Source organism: Chthoniobacterales bacterium (assembly GCA_036569045.1).
Lineage (GTDB): Bacteria > Verrucomicrobiota > Verrucomicrobiia > Chthoniobacterales > JAATET01 > JAATET01.
In genome coordinates this window covers 24,788-41,050 of sequence record DATCRI010000055.1, presented here as the reverse complement: position 1 = coordinate 41,050, position 16,263 = coordinate 24,788, and the positions used below count along the sequence as shown (strand labels likewise).

The window sequence follows — 16,263 nt, the reverse complement described above, 5'->3', positions numbered from 1 at the left end:
TCATGGCTGGAAGAGACAGTAGGCGATTTTTCCGGACCGCCAACGGATTTCTCCCGGCCCCTTCCCACAAAATTGAAACATCCGTTTGAAACGAATGACTTGGGTGCTACGTTGCGCCAATGGACTCTGAAGACAACAGCCCACGCGCCCGCTTATTGGATGCGGCAGGAGAAGTCTTTGCCGACCGCGGCTACGATGGCGCGACGATTCGCGAGATCACGCGACGGGCGGGGGTCAACGTCGCCGCGGTGAACTACTACTTCCGCGACAAGGACGAACTCTACGCCGCGACCCTGCGCCACGCGCATACCTCCGCCTGCCTCCTTCCCTACGAAGCCGAGACAACCATGACCGCGGAGGAACGCCTGCACCTGTTCGTCGAGAATCTGCTCCGGCGTTTTCTCGATCCGCTGCGACCACGCTGGCACGGGCAGCTGATGGCGCGGGAAATGGCGCAGCCGACGCGCATTTTCGGCGAGCTCATCGAAGAAGCGTTTCGTCCCAAATGCCAGTGGCTCCAGCGCGCTCTACGGGATCTCTGCGGCGATCGTTTCGACGAACAGACTCTCAACTTCGTGGCAACGAGCATCCTCGGTCAGTGCACCTTCTACCGCCAGAATCGCCACGTCATTCAACGTCTCTTCCCCGGGCTGCTCGCCCCCGACGACCTCATCCCGCGCCTCTCACGCCACATCACCGATTTCTCCCTCGCCGCCGTTCGCAACATGAACCCGACTTCCATCCATGAGCACGTCCTCGAAGCTCGCTGACGCCACCGAAATCCCCGTCGCCGCCGAGCCGACCCAAAAGTCCGCCGCCGAGAAGGAAAAACGCGCCAGCTCCCAGCGCCGCTTCATCCTGATCGGCCTCGCCGTCGTCATGGTCGTGGGCGGAATCGCGTTTTACCTCGTCCACCGCGGCAAGGAATCCACCGACGACGCCTTCCTCGACGCGCACATCATCCAGATCAGCCCGCAGATTGCGGAACGCGTGAACCACGTCGCCGTTGCGGACAATCAGTTCGTGAAGAAAGGCGACCTTCTCGTGGAACTCGATTCGCAGAACGAGATCGTCCTGCTCGAGACCGCAAAGGCCAACCTTGCCTCGTCCGAGGCGAAGCTCGTGCAGGCGCAGGCTCAGCTCGAGGCGGCGACCTCCGACCTCGCGCAATCGCGCGCCGACGTGAAGGAAGCGCAGGCCACGGCCGACAACGCCGCGAAGGATCTCACCCGCAACAAAGAGCTGAGGCAAAGCGGCGCGATTGCCCAGCGCGAGTTCGACACCTCGCAGACTCAGGCGCTTTCCTCGAAGGCCGCCTACGACAGCAAGCGGCAGAGCGCCCTCTCCGCCGAGGCGCAGGTCCGTGTCGCCGGCGCGCAGGTCAAGGCCGCCGAGGCCTCCGTCGTGCAGGCGCAGGCAATCATGGATTCGGCCGAACTCCGTCTGTCCTACACGAAGATTTTTGCCCCGGCCGACGGTCGCGTGACGCGCAAGAATGTCGAACCCGGCAGCTATGTGCAGACCGGCGCCGCGTTGCTCGCGGTCGTCCCGCCCGAGACGTGGGTGATCGCGAATTTCAAGGAAACGCAGCTCGACGAGATGCGTCCCGGCCAGCCCGTGGACATTCGCATCGACGCCTATCCATCGCTCGATCTGCACGGTCGCGTGGAGAGCATCCAGTCCGGCACGGGCTCGCGGTTCAGCCTGCTCCCATCGGAAAACGCCACCGGCAATTTTGTGAAGGTCGTCCAGCGCGTTCCCGTGAAGATCGTGTTCACCGACCTGCCGAAGGACGCGCCCGAGTTTTCGCCCGGAATGTCCGTCGTGCCGACCGTGCACGTCGACCAGCCGGGCCGCGCGCAGTAATCGCGTCATGACGGAGCGTCCCGCCGTCAATCCGTGGCTCGTCACCGTCGTCATTTCCATGGCGACGTTCATGGAGGTGCTCGACACCTCCGTGGCGAATGTCTCGCTCAGCCACATTGCCGGCGGGCTCGCCTCCAGCGTGGACGAGGCGAACTGGGTGCTCACCACCTATCTCGTCGCGAATGCCATCATGATGCCGATCAGCGGCTGGCTCGGCACCATCATCGGATTGAAGCGCTATTTCATGATCTGCGTGGCGCTCTTCACGGTCAGCTCGTTCCTGTGCGGCATCGCGCCCAGCCTCGACGCGCTCATCTTCTTCCGCGTGCTCCAGGGCGTCGGCGGCGCGGGCATGGCGCCCGTCGTGCAGGCCATGCTGGCGGATATTTTTCCACCCGAGAAACGCGGCTCCGCCTTCGCCGTATATGGCCTCGCCGTCGTGTTCGCCCCGGCCATCGGCCCCACGCTCGGCGGCTGGATCACCGACAACTACAGCTGGCACTGGATCTTTCTCATCAACATCCCCGTCGGCGTGATCTCGCTCGTCTTCACCTGGGCGCTCGTCCGCGAACCCGAGGCCGCCATCGCCGAGCGGGAGCGCGTGATCAAGGACCGGAATTTCCGCGTCGACTGGCCGGGTTTTGCGCTCACCGTGCTCGGCATCGGGTGCCTCGAGATGTTCGTCGATCGCGGCGAACGCGAGGACTGGTTCTCGTCGAATTTCATCGTGACGATGGCGATCGTTTCCGCGGTCTCGCTCATTGCGCTGGTCATCTGGGAGCTGCGCCATCGGAATCCCATGGTCGACATCGGCCTGCTCAAGGTGCCGAGCTTTCTCGCGGCCTTCATCTCGATGTTCGCGCTCGGTTTCGTGCTCTTCGGCAGCACTGCCCTCCTGCCGCAGGTGCTCCAGAGCCTGCTCGGCTACACGTCGCAGCAATCGGGCATGGCGCTCACCGCCGGCGGCATCGTGATGATCGTGATGATGCCGCTCGTCGGCGGCGTCTTCGTGCGAAAATTTCAGGCCCGCTACCTCGTCGTCGCCGGCCTGCTGATGGAAGCGGCCTCGCTCTTCCACATGGGCCGCACGTTCAACCTCGGCCTGTCGTTCGACGACGCCGTATGGGCGCGCGTTTACCAGACCGTCGGCCTCGCGTTTCTCTTCATTCCCATCATGCAAAGCGCCTACCTGCGCCTGCCCCCGGGGAAAAACGCCAACGCTTCCGCGCTCATCAATCTCGCCCGTAATCTCGGCGGCAGCGTCGGCATCGCCCTCACGAGCACCTTTGTCACGCAGCGCACGCAGTTCCATCAATCGCGCCTCGGCGAGCACGTCTCCGCCTACGACGTGGAAACGCAGAACGTCCTTCAACAACTCAGCTCGACCTTCTCCGCGCACGGCGGCAACGGCCACGACCAGGCGCTCGGCGCGATCTACGCAATGGTGCAGCGCCAGACGGGCATGCTCTCCTACGTCGAAGTCTTCTACCTGCTGGGCGTCGGCGTGCTGCTCATCGTGCCGCTCGCGTTCCTGCTGCCGAAAAACGATCCGCACGCCAGGGCCGGCCCCGACGCCGGAGCCCACTGAGGCCCCTTCTCAGGCGTTCGCCAGCGCGGCGGTTTCCTTGCACGCCCCGTTTTCCGGATTGGTCTCCACGATGTAAACCGCGCGCATCTCCGCGCCGTCGGGAATCGCACCCGTCGCATCGACCGGCACGCTCACTCGCAAGAACTGCTCCACCTCGCCCGCCGGTCCGCGTAAAACGACCGGCCCTGCAGCATGGGCCACGAGGCTTTCCTCGTCATGCTCCAGCATCTGGATTTCAAAGGACGCCACTTCCACGGCTGGTCGGCGAGGTTGCAACGGATCATAAATTCCCAGGCGGAGCTTGCTGAGCACGTGATCGAGGATGGCGGCCTCCGCGGCCTGTTCAAATGCGTCGGACATGGACGAGAAAGGCTTTGCCTCGTGGCGCAAGAAGTTCAAGCGATTTGGCCCTCACCCAGCCCGGAAGAGGGAAAAATTTCCGCAACAATTGCCTTCCCGCTCAAAATTCGGACCACAAAGTCACCCTGATTTTCCCCTTGCCCTTGCCGGGATCGACCGGTAGCGTCTCCCCTCCACCTTTCAGAAGGGGTCTTAGCTCAGTTGGTAGAGCGCCTCAATGGCATTGAGGAGGTCAGCGGTTCGATCCCGCTAGGCTCCACTTCCCCCCCGGTCGACTGTGCTGGTTTGGCCGTGCGAAATTCCTCGGAAAAAGCACAGGGATTCACAATTTCCCTCGGCGCGGAAATTTTCCGGATCGTCGCTGCAAGGTGATTCCCTTTTGCAGGTCACCCCGGAAGTCGGCGAGTGCCTGCTCCGCGAGAACCGCCTGCCACCTCAAAGAAGCCGAGCCACCGCCCGCAGATCGGACACGAAATCGCCGTAGTTTTTCTCGCGGGCAACGTCATCGGGCGCTCGGAGCAACGCCAACGGATGGATCGTTACGACAGCTTTCTCGCAAAACTCCGAAGCCACCACCCTGCCGCGATCACGCAGCACCCGAACGTCCTCCAGATCTCCTGGCTGCTCGCCGACGAAGACGATCTCAGCCCGCGGCGGGCCTTCGCCACGGCGCGCAGCTTCGACCAGTCGCGCGTTTCCGGGCGGCTCGGCTTTCTCGGAGCGGGAGTGTTTACGATTGAGGGCGGTCATTTTTCGGTCGGTGCCCCGGAGCGTGTCGGAACGACCGTGAAATCCACCCCGGAGGCAGCCCGAGGCGAGATCACGTGCGCGTTGTTCGATCATCTCGTCGCTTATTTCAACGATGCCCGCACGGCCGATCCCCAGTCGGTTGATCTCAGATTCCTGCCTCATGGCATTACGGGTTCGACCCTGTTCCTGTCATTGGCCGGCACGCAACGGCCGATCGCCTGCTGCAACGCGATCCTTGTTCGGAAAGTGAAGCGAAAACCCTCCTCCTCTCTCACCTGGCCCAGGCTGTTAGGCGTGGCTGTCGGGAGCGGCGCGGCAACTCTGTTCATCGCCCGGAACTTCTTCGAAACCGAAAGGAAGATCCGTCATCGCATCCATGCGGATTACGGGGTGAACGATGAGGTGTTCGAGCGGGTGATGGGACAATTGATGGGGCCTCCCCTGGTGCCAGGCAACGAGGTGACGATTCTTCAGAATGGAGACGAGATTTTCCCGGCGATGCTGGAAGCGATTCGCGCAGCCAAACGGACAATTACTTTTGAGAATTTCCTCTGGCACGAGGGTCGCGTGGCCAATGCCTTCGCCGAAGCGCTGGCAGAGCGGGCCCGGGCCGGAGTGAACGTGCATATGCTCCAGGATGCTTTCGGATGCAGCGGACTGCACGCCCGGGCAATGAACACGCTGCGGAACTCGCCGGTCGAACTCGAGCTGTTCAGATGGTCCTGGCTCGGCCGGGTCAATTTCCGCACGCACCGCAAGCTCCTCGTGGTGGATGGCCGGGTCGGCTTTCTGGGCGGAACATGCATCTCGGATGCCTGGGAAGGCGATGGCGTGACCTCCGGCCGGTGGCGCGACACGCACTATCGAGTCGAAGGTCCGGCTGTCGCGCAGCTGCAGCAGGCGTTTCTGGACAACTGGATGCAGACACGGGCGCAGGTGCTGCACGGAGAGAAATTTTTCCCGAAGCCGGAACCAAAAGGAACCTTGCGGGCGCAGGCGTTCAAGAGTTCGGCGTCGGAGGGCGCCGACGGGGCCCGGCTGATGTTCCTTCTCTCCATCGCCGCGGCACGAAAGAGCGTTCGCATCGCCAATGCCTTTTTCATTCCCGACGACCTTTGTCGGCGGACTTTGATCGAGGCGCGGGACCGCGGTGTGGAAGTGGATGTGATCGCGCCGGGTGAAGAGAACGACGCCCCTCTTTCCCGGCTTGCAGGGCGCTCCCGCTGGCGCCCTCTGCTCGAGAGCGGAGTGCGTTTGTGGGAATACCAGCCCGCGCGTTTCCACTGCAAATACATGATCGTGGACGATTCCTGGTGCTCGGTCGGCTCGACGAACCTCGACCACCGCTCGCTGCGACTCAACGAGGAGGCCAACCTCAACGTTCTCGATCGCGATTTTGCAGCCAGGCACACCCGAATCTTCGAGGAAGACCTCGGCCGCAGCCGCCCGATCACGCTCGAGGACTGGCGCCAGCGCCCGTGGACGGAAAGAGCGGCGGGAAATCTGGCGGCGCTCGCGCGCACACAAATGTGAGCGCAATCACGACAACGCCCCGATTGCGCGTGGCCAGCTACAACGTGCATGGCTGCGTGGGAACGGACGGTCGCCGGTCAGAGGCGCGCATCGCCGAGGTCATCGCGTCGCTCGACGTGGATATCGTCGGCCTGCAGGAACTCGACCTCAATCGCCGCCGCTCCGCGGGCGTGGACCAGTCGGCGCTGATCGCGGAAAAGCTCGGCTGGAAGTATCACTTTCATCCCGCGATGCGACGCGAGGAGGAGCAATACGGCGACGCGATTTTGAGTCGCTATCCGACGAACCTGCGGCATGCGGCAGCGTTGCCTTGCGCCGCACCATTCTATTGTCGGGAACCGCGAGGGGCGATCTGGGTGGAAGCCGCCACTCCGCTTGGCAAGGTGCACGTCTTCAACACCCACTTGGGCCTTGGCCGGCGGGAGCGGCTGATCCAGGCGCGATTGCTGGCCGGGCCGGGTTGGCTTGCGGAAGTCCCGGCGGGCGAGGCAGTCGTCGCGCTCGGAGATCTCAACAGCCGTCCGGGATCCTCGCCGCACAGACATTTGATGGCCGTGCTGGGAAACCACCATGCGCCGTCGCCGGCGACTTGTCCCGCCAGCTTTCCGTCTTGGTGGCCTGTGCTCGCGCTCGACTATGTTCTCGTCAACGACGCGCTCAGAATCGAAGAAGCCATCGCGGTCCGAAACGCAGTGGCGGTGCGGGCATCCGATCATCTTCCCGTAAGAGCCACGCTCATGGCGGCCCACGCTGGATGCGGGTCAGGATGATATCGGTTTTGTGCGCGAGTGTGACCAAACCTTACGCGCCGGTTTGATCATGCGAGGCCTCCAGCGGCTTGACTACGAGGACTTGTTTTTCCCTCCCGATGCCTTTCCGCCTTTTCGGCCGCCCTTTTTCGCCGGAGCCTTGTTCTCCGTTCTACCACGCCCAGAGCCGCTTTCTTTCCCGCCGCCGCTGGTCTTGTTGACGGTCGCCCAGGCGAGGCTTTCGGCCTCCTTTTTGGACACGCCGCGCTTCTCGTAACCCTCTTCAATGTGCTCGGCCTGGCGCTTCTGCTTGTCCGTGTAACTGGATTTGTCGCCTTCGGCATAATTCGATCAGGGGTTCTTGGAGATTCGCATCGCTCCATCCCGGCGGTCGTGCCGGAACAAAGAAGGCCGTTCAAAGGGATCCGCGGCTCGCCGCCTTCAACCTTTTGAAGCGTCTCTTGCCGTAGTTACCGCCGCGAGTCTTCCGAGTTCCGAAGTATCACTGGACCCGCGAAAGCCATGAGATCGATCTGGAAAGGAGCCATCACCTTCGGCCTCGTCAACATCCCCGTTGCGCTTTACCCCGCGACCCGCCGCGAGGAACTGAAGTTCCGCCTCCTCAGAGTCTCCGACCAGAGCCCCGTGAACTACAAACGCGTCGCTGAGGCCGACGGGAAGGAAGTCCCGTGGGACCAGATCGTGAAGGGCTACGAGTATGAAAAAGGGAAGTTCGTCGTGCTCAAGGAAGAGGATTTCGCCCGGGTGGATATCGAGGCCACGCAGACAGTCGACATCCTCAACTTCGTCTCTCTCGACGAGGTCAATCCCCTGCTCTTCTACAAACCGTATTACATGGAAGCCGGCAAAGGCGGCGACCGCGCCTACGTGCTTCTCCGCGAAGCGCTCGACGAAACCGGAAAGATCGCCATCGCAAAAGTGGTGATCCGCACCCGTCAGCATCTCGCCGCCGTGAAGCCGCAGGAACACGGCCTCATACTCGAGCTCATGCACTTCCCGCAGGAAATCCTCGATGCGTCCGAGTTCAAGTCGCCCGCCGAGAAGGCGCCTTCGAAGCCCGAGATGACCATGGCCAGGCAGCTCATCTCGAGCATGACCGACAAATGGAAGCCGGAGCAATACACGGACGAGTATCGCGACGCGCTCGAGAAGATGATCGAGGACAAGCTCGAGCATGGAGAAAAGACGGCCACGCCATCGAAGAGCCGGGCCAAACCGACCAACGTGATCGACCTGGTTTCCGTGCTTCAGCAGAGCATCGAAAAGACCTCCGGAAGGGCGGCTGCGACGCGAAAACCGGGCAAGAAATCGAGGCCAACCAAGGCACGGAAAAAGGCTGCCTAGCTGTCTTCGTCCGGAATTTGTGATGTCACTCGCCGAATACAAACGAAAACGGGATTTTTCGAAAACGGCCGAGCCGCCGGCATCCAGGCCAAAGAAAGCCGCGCACCGTTTCGTCATTCAAAAGCACGAGGCCACGCGCCTGCATTACGACTTTCGCCTCGAACTCGACGGCACGCTCAAGTCGTGGGCCGTGCCGAAGGGAATCCCCTGCGAGCATGGCGAGAAGCGGCTCGCGATGCATGTCGAGGATCACCCGGTCTCCTACATCGATTTCGAGGGCACGATTCCCCAGGGCCAGTATGGCGGCGGCACGGTCATGGTGTGGGACCGCGGAACCTTCGAGCCCCTGAGCAAATCGCCGTTGAAAGATCTCAAGAAGGGGAAGCTCCACTTCGTCCTGAGCGGCCAGAAGCTTTCCGGCGAATGGTATCTGGTGCGCCTGCGCGACGAGGCCAGCTGGCTGCTCATTCGCGGTGGCGAGGGCATGAAGCCGGTCTCGAGAGAAGCCGACGACACATCGGTGATCTCCGGCAAATCGATGAAAGAGCTGGCGAAGGGAGACCGCGTCTGGAAATCCAGGCCCGCGACTGCGAAGAAGACCGTTTCCACGCCGATCCCGGATTTCATCGAGCCAATGAAAGCTCGCCTCGCCGCTCATGCGCCGAAGGACGATGGCTGGCTCTACGAAATCAAATTCGATGGCTATCGCGCGCTGGCCCTTCGCGGCAGCGATGAAGCCCGACTGCTTTCGCGGAACAACAAAGACTTCGGGGCGAAATTCCCCGAAGTGCTCGAGGCAGTCTCGGCGCTCAAGGTCAAAGATGCCATCATCGACGGCGAGATCGTCGCTCTCGACGAAGAAGGCCGTTCCTCGTTTCAGCTGTTGCAGCAGTTCGAAATGGGCCGCGACAAGCCGCCCCTTTATTATTACGTGTTCGATCTCCTGCGGCTGAACGGGAAGGATCTTTCACGCCTTCCGGTCGAGAAGCGGAAAGCCGCGCTGGAGTCCATCCTTCCAAAGCGCAGCGGGGTGATTCGCTACTCCGCCACTCTGGAAGACGACGCAGTCGCCCTTTTGGAACACGCACGCCAGCTCGGGCTCGAAGGCCTGATCGGAAAACGCAAGGACTCGACTTACGAGGCCGGCTCGCGCAGCGGCGCCTGGATCAAACTCAAACTGCTCCGCGAGCAGGAATTCGTGATCGGTGGCTATACCGAGCCCGAGGGTTCGCGAAAGTTCTTCGGCGCTCTCATAGTGGGCGTTTACCAAAGGAAGAAACTCGTCTTCTGCGGCAAGGTGGGCACGGGATTCTCCCACGTGCTTTTGCGCAGCATGCATGCCGCGATGAAGCGCCTCGCCATTGACGACTGCCCGTTCTCCGACCTGCCCGAGCCGAGAGGCAACCGCTGGGGACAGGCGATCACCAAATCCGAAATGAAGCGCTGCCGCTGGATCGAGCCCAGACTGGTCTGCCAGGTAAAATTCAGCGAGTGGACGCAGGACCACCACCTCCGCCAGCCCGTGTTTCTCGGCCTGCGCGAGGACAAGGATGCCGCCGAGGTCGTGCGGGAAAGGCCGACGGCATGAGGACGCGTTCCACCCTCGACGTCGGCGGGACAAAGGTCGACGTAACCAATCTCGACAAGGTCCTGTATCCCAAAGTCGGATTCACCAAGGGCCAGGTAATCGACTATTACATCCGGATTTCTCCCGTGCTTTTGCCGTATCTCGAGAACCGGCCGATCACCCTCAAACGCTATCCCGACGGCGTGGAGGGATTTTTCTTCTACGAAAAGAAATGTCCCGTCCATCGCCCCAAATGGGTCAAGACCACAAAGGTTCCCAAGACCGAGGGCGGCGAGATCGATTACTGCGTGATGAACGATTTACCCGCACTGGTCTGGGCGGCAAATCTCGCCGATCTGGAATTGCACACGTTCCTCCACGTCGCGCCAAAGATCGAGCGCCCGCAGTTTCTTGCGTTCGATCTCGATCCCGGATCGCCGGCTGACATCGTTCTTTGCTGCAATGTCGGCCTTTGGCTGCAGGATCTTTTCGCCGCGCTGGGCATGGAGAGTTTCCCAAAAACTTCCGGCTCCAAGGGCCTGCAGGTCTACGTGCCGCTCAACACATCGACAACCTACGAAAAAACGAAACCGTTCGCGCACGCGGTCGCGGAATTGCTGGAAGCGAAGGCGCCGGAGCGGGTCGTGTCGCGCATGCAGAAAAGCCTGCGAACTGGCAAGGTTCTCGTCGACTGGAGTCAGAACGACGACAAGAAGACGACGATCAACGTCTACTCACTGCGGGCCAGGGAGCTTCCGACCGTTTCGACTCCGGTGAGCTGGAAAGAAGTCGAAAATGCCGCGAAGAAAAAGAAGCCTCTGTCCTTCACCTCGGATGAAGTGCTCGAGCGGGTGGAAAAGATGGGCGACCTCTTTGCGCCTGTGCTCGAGCTGAAGCAGAGACTGCCCTCCCTCGCGGCCCTGAAGAAGCTGTGACACGACGACTCGGCAGTCGCGACGAAGAAGAACCTTAAATTGGAAGGTCCTCCCGATCGGGAGGGCCTTCCTGCTCTTTTGGAATAATCGAACCGATCAGGCTTTCGGCGGGGTGGCGTCGCCGGTGGTCGCGATGTCTTCCAAGCCCTCCTGCTTGAAAGCGGCCTTCACCTTGTCGAGGTTGTCGCCATCGAGGGTGCGGGCAGCAACGAGGTAGTTTCCCTTGTGCAGTTTCTCGGAGTAGGTCTTTGCCTCATATTCGGGGATGCCCCATCCCACGAGGGCTCCCACCAATCCGCCAGCGGACGCGCCCAGAGCTCCTCCGCCAAGCGCCGCCATGATAGGTCCGGCCGCGATAAAGGGGCCGACACCCGGGATGGCCAGTGCGCCAATTCCAGCGAGCAAACCCAGCACGCCGCCAGTCAGACCGCCCGCGACGGCCCCCGTCGTGGTCCCTTCCGGAGCTTTCGAGGCTTTGACGTGACCGAAGTCATGCGTTCCTTCGGTATCGGGAAGCAGGATGGAGATTTCCGACGACGCGATACCAACTTCATTTTGCAGGCGATTGACCAGGCTCTCGGCCTGGCCGCGGGTTCCGATTCCAACGATGGATTTTGACATGGGGTTTTAGTTTGAGGTTCTGACTTCGAGTTGATTGGTGATGCTCGTTGCACCAGCCATTTTGGCGTGCCCGGCGATCGTCTTCTTTTCCTTCGCGGAATCGACCGGGCCACGCAGCGTGACGGCTCCACTGGCGGTGGTGATGATTTTGCAGTTCGGACCGGCGTTCGCTGCGAAGTTCCAGGAGCTGAGCCGTCGTCAAGCCTGGTCGTGGTGTGGGAACGGCGAACCTGCGATCAGCCCCTTGGATTGTTCATCCCGAACGATCGTCGCGTAGAATCCACCGAGCACCGCGCCCCACACGAGATGCGCGATCACCATGAGGAGGTTCCGCTCGGGAGGATGGCGATGAGCCGGACGGAGAATTCGCAAGAGCGGCAACAGCAGAAAATAGCTGAAGCTCCACACCGCTAACCCGGCGCCGACCCCTTTCACTCCCCACTTCTGTGAGGGGCTGGGAGCCACCGCCGCGTAAGCCACCCCCATCGCGGCTCCATAGGCAAAATGCGAGGCGACAGTGACCAGACTGTCGACATTCCGATCATGAGTCTGGACCGCCTGCGCCGCGATCTCCCGCGGCGGCAGCGGATATTGTTTGGCGGGTGGCAGCCGACGATGCAAAGCGAGCATGGTCGCCGTCATCGGGGCGGTGGCGCTGAAACCACCGATTGCACCGAAGAGAAGCCGGAGCGGAAGATTCATCTTTTCCGAAATCGGATGCCAGCGGATGGAGAGATGTCCGCATCGAGTCGCTTGCCGATATGCTCCAGGGCCGTGCGGGATCTCCTGAGGGACTCGGCCGCCACGCAATCGCGGGGAACCGCGAGTCGATAATTCCGCATGTAGGCGTCATTGGCCGTGTAAAGAACGCAAAGATCCGTGGCGAATCCGGTCAGGATCAGACGTTGAACGCCCAGTTGTTCGAGCAGGACTTCCAGCGACGTGGAATAAAAGCCGGAGTGCATCGGCTTCAGGACGAAATAATCCTCCTCCTCCGGCTTCAGCAATTCCGCCAGAGGTCGGCCGATGCAGTTCGCTTGAAGGCAATGGTCCACCTGCTGCCGAAAATCGGAACGCCACCGTCCGAAATTGTCGTTCACGTAAATGACAGGAATTCCGGCGCGACCGGCCAGGCCCTTCAAGGCGGAGATTTTCTTCGCCGCGGGGAGCGCGGCTCGGAGAAGAGATTTCCCTTCCGGAAAGTCGAGGTCGTTGATGACGTCGATCAGAAGAAGGGCATCGTGCGAACGCGAGAACGCGCCGCCCTTCGCTCGATGGCCTTTTCCGATCATGGAGATTCTTTCTCTCGCGTGCGCTTTTTCGCAGCCGCCTCCGGTGGCGGCAGTTCATCGCCCGCGAGCTTTTCGATGCGCGGCGGGCGTTTCTTCCCGGCGATTGCGAGCGTGGAACGCGGGGCGACGCCCTGTCTTTGGGTGGAGGACTTTTTCATTCCATCACGGTTGGAGGATCACCTTCACGCAGTTGTCCTGCTTCTTGCCAAAGATCTCATAGCCGCGCGCGGCGTCCGTGAGCGGCAGGCGGTGGGTGATGATGTCGTCGAGCTGAATCCTGCCTTCGCGCACCCAATCGATCAGCTCGTCGATGATCGGCTGCACGGTGGCCTGACCGAAATGCATGTGGATGCCCTTGTCGAAGATCTGGCCGAGCGGGAAATTATCGTAGGGCATGCCATAGACGCCGAGCACGCTCACCTGCCCGCCGCGCCGCACGGCGCTGATCGCAGTCTCGAGCACCTTGATGCTGCCGGCCTGGCCGTGGAAGACATTGCTGATCTTGTCGCCCAGAGAACGACGCGCCTCGAGGCCAACCGCGTCGATACAGACGTCCGCGCCCCGGCCGCCAGTCATCTCGCGGATCGCGGCAACCACGTCGGATTTTTCCGCGTTCAGCGTTTCTGACCGTGCCGATTTTTCCGCCATCGCGAGGCGGTAGTCCTCGATGTCAATGCCGATGACTCGTTTCGCTCCAAAGACCCAAGCCACCTTCTGCGCCATCAGCCCGACCGGGCCGCAGCCGAAGACCGCCACAGTGTCCTCCGGCTGGACATTTGCCCACTTCACTCCGCAGTAGCCGGTCGGGAAGATGTCGGTGAGAAACAGCAGCTGGTCGTCGCTGAATTCCTCGGGCGCCTTGCGCGGGCCGACATTGGCGAAAGGCACCCGCACGTATTCGGCCTGACCGCCATCATAGCCTCCGTAAAAATCCGTGTAGCCAAAAAGCGCGCCGCCCTTCTGATCGAAAAGCCCGCCTTCGGGGCCGTATTTCTCGGGATTCGATTCCTCGCAATGACCCGGCAGGTCGTGCTGGCAGAAGAAGCAATGCCCGCAGGCAATGGGGAACGGGATGATGACCCGATCCCCCTTCGCGACCGCGGTCACCTCCGGGCCAGCGTCCTCCACGATGCCCATGAACTCGTGGCCGAGCACCATCGGCCGTTTCTGCGGCAGGAAGCCGTTGTAGATATGCAGGTCGGAGCCGCAGATTGCCGTCGAGGTGACTTTCAAGATCACGTCCTGCGGATGCCGGATGGTCGGATCGGGAACGGTATCCACGCGGATATCGCCGGGTTTGTGAAAAACGGACGCCTTCATTGCATTGGATTCGCGTGCCGCACGTGAGGCGGTTCCGTTTCCCAACATTCATGAACGCCGCTCAGGGTTGTCCCGGTCCCTCCACGGCCAGTCGGGACGGCTCCCGCGCCGGCGCGTCTGAAGAGGGGAAGGGATACGGCTAAGCGCCCTCGCTCGCGCGATCCATGGTCATGCGACTGGTCTTGATCGTTCTCCTCCTGCTTCTCCTCCTCGGCGCGCTCCCTGCCTGGCCCTACAGCACGGGTTGGGGATACTACCCCAGCGGCGGTCTCGGCCTGATCCTGGTGATCGTCCTGATCCTCGCGCTCTTCCGCCGCGGCTGATTATGCGCACCTGGCAAATAGCGGCACTCGGGGGAGCGGCCCTGCTGCTTGGTTCCGGCGTTCTTCGTCGGCGCAAGACGCCCTTGGACGGAAAAGTGGTCGCCATTACCGGCGGATCTCGTGGACTTGGGCTGGAATTGGCTCGGGTCTTCGGATCTCGAGGCGCCCGGCTGGCCTTGATCGCCCGGAACGAAGCCGAGCTGCAACGAGCCGCAGCCGAACTCGGCGAACACGGAATCGAAGTCAGCATCTGGCCAGCCGATCTCACCGAGGGCGACGCCTGCGAAACACTTCCCGAGAAGATCGCCACTCACCACGGCGCAATCGATATCCTCGTCAACAACGCGGGCGAGATCGTCGTTGGACCTTTCGAAACATTCACGCACGACGACTTCCACCGCTCGCTGGCCATCCACCTGTGGGCGCCGTTGCGACTGACGCAGGCAGTGCTTTCCGTTATGAAACGCCAGGGCGGCGGACGCATTGCGAATATCTCATCGATCGGTGGCAAAGTCCCGGTTCCCCATTTGAGTTCGTATTGCGCAGGCAAGTTCGCCCTCGTCGGTCTCTCCGGCGCGCTCCGCGCCGAGTTGAAGAGGGACGGCATCGTTGTGACGACGGTTTGCCCGGGGCTCATGCGGACCGGCTCGCATTGGAACGCAATGTTCAAAGGAAATCGAGAGGCGGAATTTGCGTGGTTCGGTCATGGCGCGAGCCTTCCCGGCGCGTCGATCAGCGCGGTGCGGGCGGCGCGGCAGATCGTTTCCGCGATCCAGCGAGGCGACGCCGATCTCACGATCACCTGGCAGGCTCAGGCAGCCGTCGTGGCTGCCGCGTTGACACCAGCCCTGGTCGCGGCGGCGGAGGCTGTCGTCGCTCGATTGTTGCCCGAAAAGCCGGATGAAGGCGGTTCGGAACTGGCGAGCGGATGGGAAAGTCGCTCACGGTGGATGCCGACATTCCTGACTCGGCTGGGCGACCGGGCGGCGGTTCGAAACAACGAACTGCGTGGGCATTCACCGCCAGCTCGCTAAAAAATCGGCCGCCGTTGCGCCTGCCACGCAGCCCCTCAGCCCGGCAACGGCTAAAGCCTTGCTGGGAGCACCAAAATCAACGCCACACCATCGGTTGCCATGCCCGTGGTCGGTCTTTTCCATGCGAACTCGGAGTGCATGGCGTCGATCTACGATCACCCCGGAACTTACGATCTGGAGCACAGCGGCTCCCAGCCCGACATCGGATTCTTTCAAAGACTGGTGGAGATGTATCGCCCCGCCCGCATTCTGGAATTTGCCTGCGGGAATGGGCGGCTAACGATCCCGATGGCGCAGACCGCGTCCGCCTGGGGCGCCGTTGTTACGGGGGTGGATTCCAGCCATGCGATGCTGGAATCGGCCCGGCGCGCCGAAGATGCCAGTCTCGTCCAATGGAAGGAAGGGGACGTGACATCCGGGAACGCGGACGAGAGATACGATTTCATTTTCTCGGGATGTGGCTCCCTGAGCCATTTGCTCACGATCGAGGAGCAAATTTCCGCATGGAATCATGCGTTCGAATCGCTCGCTCCAGGCGGCCGATTCGTTGTGGCCGAGGTGGCTCCCGATTACCCGACACTGGCCGAGTCCATGCTTTCGCCGAGCCACAGCGTGCTTCGCCTGGACGGCGATTTCGAGGATGAGGATCAGCGGCTGCTTCGCTGCCGCGCGACCCGTTATCAGGCAGACACGCAACGAATGAGCGTTCGTTATTTCTACGATCGTTTTTCGGAGACGGAGAAAGGTGCCCGATTTGTCGACGACTACGAAGCGCACGTGTATTTCCCCAATGAACTCCGGCTGCTTTTCCGCCTGGGGGGATTCGAGATCGAGTCGGAATGGGGAGATTACCACGGAGGTTCGCTGAGCCATCGTTCGCGGACCATCATCCTGTGCGGAGTGCGTGCCGCGTAAGCAGCGCACCCGTCCGAAGGGAAGGCCCAGTCCGATTTCATGGTG

General features: G+C 61.8%; 17 protein-coding genes and 1 tRNA gene. 12 read left to right on the top strand and 6 right to left on the bottom strand.

Annotated features, from left to right (window positions below):
* Nucleotides 1-119 precede the first annotated feature (119 nt).
* Genes VIM61_10705 through VIM61_10695 form a run of 3 tightly spaced genes read left to right on the top strand, consistent with a single transcriptional unit; the run spans nucleotide 120 to nucleotide 3,454 of the window.
* Nucleotides 120-770: a CerR family C-terminal domain-containing protein gene (locus tag VIM61_10705; GenBank protein ID HEY8900869.1), complete on the top strand. Its 651-nt coding sequence runs from the start codon at nucleotides 120-122 to the stop codon at nucleotides 768-770.
* Entirely contained in the window at nucleotides 745-1,866 is a 1,122-nt protein-coding gene (locus VIM61_10700; protein HEY8900868.1) for an HlyD family secretion protein, read from the top strand. Before VIM61_10705 ends, VIM61_10700 begins: the two co-directional genes overlap by 26 nt.
* 7 nt (nucleotides 1,867-1,873) lie before the next feature.
* Nucleotides 1,874-3,454 (top strand): DHA2 family efflux MFS transporter permease subunit, encoded by a 1,581-nt coding sequence (locus VIM61_10695; GenBank protein ID HEY8900867.1) that lies wholly within the window; start codon nucleotides 1,874-1,876, stop codon nucleotides 3,452-3,454.
* 9 nt (nucleotides 3,455-3,463) lie between these two features.
* Here the strand turns inward: VIM61_10695 and VIM61_10690 are convergent, their stop codons facing one another.
* Complete coding sequence (locus tag VIM61_10690) at nucleotides 3,464-3,814, bottom strand: hypothetical protein (protein ID HEY8900866.1); 351 nt, start codon at nucleotides 3,812-3,814, stop codon at nucleotides 3,464-3,466.
* Between the two features lie 186 nt (nucleotides 3,815-4,000).
* On the opposite strand from VIM61_10690, the gene VIM61_10685 reads away from it, so the two are divergent.
* Nucleotides 4,001-4,073: transfer RNA gene (locus VIM61_10685), tRNA-Ala, on the top strand.
* Nucleotides 4,074-4,249: 176 nt separating this feature from the next.
* Here VIM61_10685 and VIM61_10680 read toward each other — a convergent pair.
* Nucleotides 4,250-4,564 carry a hypothetical protein gene (locus VIM61_10680; protein HEY8900865.1) on the bottom strand — a complete coding sequence of 105 codons (315 nt, stop codon included), beginning with the start codon at nucleotides 4,562-4,564 and terminating at the stop codon, nucleotides 4,250-4,252.
* Between the two features lie 36 nt (nucleotides 4,565-4,600).
* Between VIM61_10680 and VIM61_10675 the strand changes: the two genes are divergently transcribed.
* The 5 genes from VIM61_10675 to ligD (VIM61_10655) all read left to right on the top strand — a co-directional run bounded on the left by VIM61_10675 (nucleotide 4,601) and on the right by ligD (VIM61_10655) (nucleotide 10,713).
* Entirely contained in the window at nucleotides 4,601-6,097 is a 1,497-nt protein-coding gene (locus tag VIM61_10675) for a phospholipase D-like domain-containing protein (GenBank protein ID HEY8900864.1), read from the top strand.
* Between the two features lie 29 nt (nucleotides 6,098-6,126).
* Nucleotides 6,127-6,867 carry an endonuclease/exonuclease/phosphatase family protein gene (locus VIM61_10670; GenBank protein HEY8900863.1) on the top strand — a complete coding sequence of 247 codons (741 nt, stop codon included), beginning with the start codon at nucleotides 6,127-6,129 and terminating at the stop codon, nucleotides 6,865-6,867.
* A 501-nt stretch (nucleotides 6,868-7,368) separates the two neighbouring features.
* Nucleotides 7,369-8,211, top strand: a complete 843-nt coding sequence (locus VIM61_10665) for a Ku protein (protein HEY8900862.1) — start codon at nucleotides 7,369-7,371, stop codon at nucleotides 8,209-8,211.
* Between the two features lie 22 nt (nucleotides 8,212-8,233).
* Nucleotides 8,234-9,799: a non-homologous end-joining DNA ligase gene (gene ligD, locus VIM61_10660; protein ID HEY8900861.1), complete on the top strand. Its 1,566-nt coding sequence runs from the start codon at nucleotides 8,234-8,236 to the stop codon at nucleotides 9,797-9,799.
* Nucleotides 9,796-10,713 carry a non-homologous end-joining DNA ligase gene (gene ligD / locus VIM61_10655; GenBank protein ID HEY8900860.1) on the top strand — a complete coding sequence of 306 codons (918 nt, stop codon included), beginning with the start codon at nucleotides 9,796-9,798 and terminating at the stop codon, nucleotides 10,711-10,713. Before ligD (VIM61_10660) ends, ligD (VIM61_10655) begins: the two co-directional genes overlap by 4 nt.
* Nucleotides 10,714-10,809: 96 nt before the next feature.
* On the opposite strand, the gene VIM61_10650 is transcribed toward ligD (VIM61_10655), so the two are convergent.
* The 4 genes from VIM61_10650 to VIM61_10635 all read right to left on the bottom strand — a co-directional run bounded on the left by VIM61_10650 (nucleotide 10,810) and on the right by VIM61_10635 (nucleotide 13,946).
* On the bottom strand, nucleotides 10,810-11,334 hold the full coding sequence (locus VIM61_10650) for a hypothetical protein (GenBank protein HEY8900859.1): 525 nt from the start codon (nucleotides 11,332-11,334) through the stop codon (nucleotides 10,810-10,812).
* Between the two features lie 198 nt (nucleotides 11,335-11,532).
* Nucleotides 11,533-12,036: a DUF1440 domain-containing protein gene (locus VIM61_10645; GenBank protein HEY8900858.1), complete on the bottom strand. Its 504-nt coding sequence runs from the start codon at nucleotides 12,034-12,036 to the stop codon at nucleotides 11,533-11,535.
* Nucleotides 12,033-12,626: an isochorismatase family cysteine hydrolase gene (locus tag VIM61_10640; protein ID HEY8900857.1), complete on the bottom strand. Its 594-nt coding sequence runs from the start codon at nucleotides 12,624-12,626 to the stop codon at nucleotides 12,033-12,035. Before VIM61_10640 ends, VIM61_10645 begins: the two co-directional genes overlap by 4 nt.
* Before the next feature lie 162 nt (nucleotides 12,627-12,788).
* Nucleotides 12,789-13,946 carry a zinc-dependent alcohol dehydrogenase gene (locus VIM61_10635; GenBank protein HEY8900856.1) on the bottom strand — a complete coding sequence of 386 codons (1,158 nt, stop codon included), beginning with the start codon at nucleotides 13,944-13,946 and terminating at the stop codon, nucleotides 12,789-12,791.
* Between the two features lie 170 nt (nucleotides 13,947-14,116).
* Here VIM61_10635 and VIM61_10630 point away from each other — a divergent pair, with 170 nt between their 5' ends.
* The 3 genes from VIM61_10630 (at nucleotide 14,117) to VIM61_10620 (ending at nucleotide 16,218) form a co-directional block, all read left to right on the top strand.
* Nucleotides 14,117-14,269 carry a DUF3309 domain-containing protein gene (locus VIM61_10630; protein HEY8900855.1) on the top strand — a complete coding sequence of 51 codons (153 nt, stop codon included), beginning with the start codon at nucleotides 14,117-14,119 and terminating at the stop codon, nucleotides 14,267-14,269.
* Between the two features lie 2 nt (nucleotides 14,270-14,271).
* Nucleotides 14,272-15,303 (top strand): SDR family oxidoreductase, encoded by a 1,032-nt coding sequence (locus VIM61_10625; protein ID HEY8900854.1) that lies wholly within the window; start codon nucleotides 14,272-14,274, stop codon nucleotides 15,301-15,303.
* Nucleotides 15,304-15,402: 99 nt separating this feature from the next.
* Entirely contained in the window at nucleotides 15,403-16,218 is an 816-nt protein-coding gene (locus VIM61_10620) for a class I SAM-dependent methyltransferase (protein ID HEY8900853.1), read from the top strand.
* The last annotated feature ends 45 nt before the right edge of the window (nucleotides 16,219-16,263 follow it).

Bases quoted from the DNA above. Each gene is read 5' to 3' on its own strand.
- VIM61_10705 (HEY8900869.1), top strand. From the start codon at position 120: ATGGACTCTGAAGACAACAGCCCACGCGCCCGCTTATTGGATGCGGCA.
- VIM61_10700 (HEY8900868.1), top strand. From the start codon at position 745: ATGAGCACGTCCTCGAAGCTCGCTGACGCCACCGAAATCCCCGTCGCC.
- VIM61_10695 (HEY8900867.1), top strand. From the start codon at position 1,874: ATGACGGAGCGTCCCGCCGTCAATCCGTGGCTCGTCACCGTCGTCATT.
- VIM61_10690 (HEY8900866.1), bottom strand. From the start codon at position 3,814: ATGTCCGACGCATTTGAACAGGCCGCGGAGGCCGCCATCCTCGATCAC.
- VIM61_10680 (HEY8900865.1), bottom strand. From the start codon at position 4,564: ATGACCGCCCTCAATCGTAAACACTCCCGCTCCGAGAAAGCCGAGCCG.
- VIM61_10665 (HEY8900862.1), top strand. From the start codon at position 7,369: ATGAGATCGATCTGGAAAGGAGCCATCACCTTCGGCCTCGTCAACATC.
- ligD (HEY8900861.1), top strand. From the start codon at position 8,234: ATGTCACTCGCCGAATACAAACGAAAACGGGATTTTTCGAAAACGGCC.
- ligD (HEY8900860.1), top strand. From the start codon at position 9,796: ATGAGGACGCGTTCCACCCTCGACGTCGGCGGGACAAAGGTCGACGTA.
- VIM61_10650 (HEY8900859.1), bottom strand. From the start codon at position 11,334: ATGTCAAAATCCATCGTTGGAATCGGAACCCGCGGCCAGGCCGAGAGC.
- VIM61_10645 (HEY8900858.1), bottom strand. From the start codon at position 12,036: ATGAATCTTCCGCTCCGGCTTCTCTTCGGTGCAATCGGTGGTTTCAGC.
- VIM61_10640 (HEY8900857.1), bottom strand. From the start codon at position 12,626: ATGATCGGAAAAGGCCATCGAGCGAAGGGCGGCGCGTTCTCGCGTTCG.
- VIM61_10635 (HEY8900856.1), bottom strand. From the start codon at position 13,946: ATGAAGGCGTCCGTTTTTCACAAACCCGGCGATATCCGCGTGGATACC.
- VIM61_10630 (HEY8900855.1), top strand. From the start codon at position 14,117: ATGCGACTGGTCTTGATCGTTCTCCTCCTGCTTCTCCTCCTCGGCGCG.
- VIM61_10625 (HEY8900854.1), top strand. From the start codon at position 14,272: ATGCGCACCTGGCAAATAGCGGCACTCGGGGGAGCGGCCCTGCTGCTT.
- VIM61_10620 (HEY8900853.1), top strand. From the start codon at position 15,403: ATGCCCGTGGTCGGTCTTTTCCATGCGAACTCGGAGTGCATGGCGTCG.